Source organism: Acinetobacter sp. Swhac1, assembly GCF_013390985.1.
GTDB classification, from domain to species: Bacteria; Pseudomonadota; Gammaproteobacteria; order Pseudomonadales; family Moraxellaceae; genus Acinetobacter; species Acinetobacter towneri.
On sequence record NZ_JACASN010000111.1, the window covers coordinates 1 to 878 of the forward strand.

The following is an 878-nucleotide window of genomic DNA, read 5'->3' on the forward strand; positions in this document are numbered from 1 at the left end:
GCAAACTCTGCCGACCAGTGGTGATCCGTTCGGTGACGGGATTGGCAAGGTAGCCGGGTCCAGCCTGCACGCCGGCGTGGCGGCCAGGGCCGATGAACGCAAGAAGCTCGAACGGCTGTGCCGGTACATCAGCCGCCCGGCGGTATCCGAGAAGCGGCTGTCGTTAACACGAGGCGGCAACGTGCGCTACCAGCTCAAGACGCCGTACCGGGACGGCACCACGCACGTCATTTTCGAACCATTGGATTTCATTGCAAGGCTGGCCGCCCTGGTACCGAAGCCCAGAGTCAACCTAACCCGCTTCCACGGGGTGTTCGCACCCAACAGTCGGCACCGGGCGTTGGTCACGCCGGCAAAACGGGGCAGGGGCAACAAGGTCAGGGTGGCTGATGAACCGGCAACACCAGCACAACGGCGAGCGTCGATGACATGGGCGCAACGGCTCAAGCGTGTTTTCAATATCGACATCGAGACCTGCAGCGGCTGCGGCGGCGCCATGAAAGTCATCGCCTGCATTGAAGACCCTATAGTGATCAAGCAGATCCTTGATCACCTGAAGCACAAAGCCGAAACCAGCGGGACCAGGGCGTTACCCGAAAGCCGGGCGCCACCGGCTGAGCTGCTCCTGGGTCTGTTTGACTGACGAGCCTGAAGGCCAACGATACCAATCAAAATGCTGCGTTCACAGCGCCGCGGCAGGGATCCGCCGTGCTGGTTGTCGGAAAAGGAGCCGCTAGTGGGAAAGAGGAGGGTAAATTTTCAGCGTTGCTGGCTCCCCGTCAGCCGGATTGGGTTGCATCGCAGGGGTGTCGAAAGAGTCAACTGCGGTCCAAAGCTGTTGGACTTGGGTGAAAAGGGCGTTTATTCTTCCTATACGT

1 pseudogene is annotated in these 878 nt (G+C 60.3%); it reads left to right on the forward strand.

The features are described 5' to 3' along the window. Nucleotides 1-643 (forward strand): annotated as a pseudogene (locus tag HX743_RS16185) (IS91-like element ISVsa3 family transposase); the annotation flags it as partial. Nucleotides 644-878 lie beyond the last annotated feature (235 nt).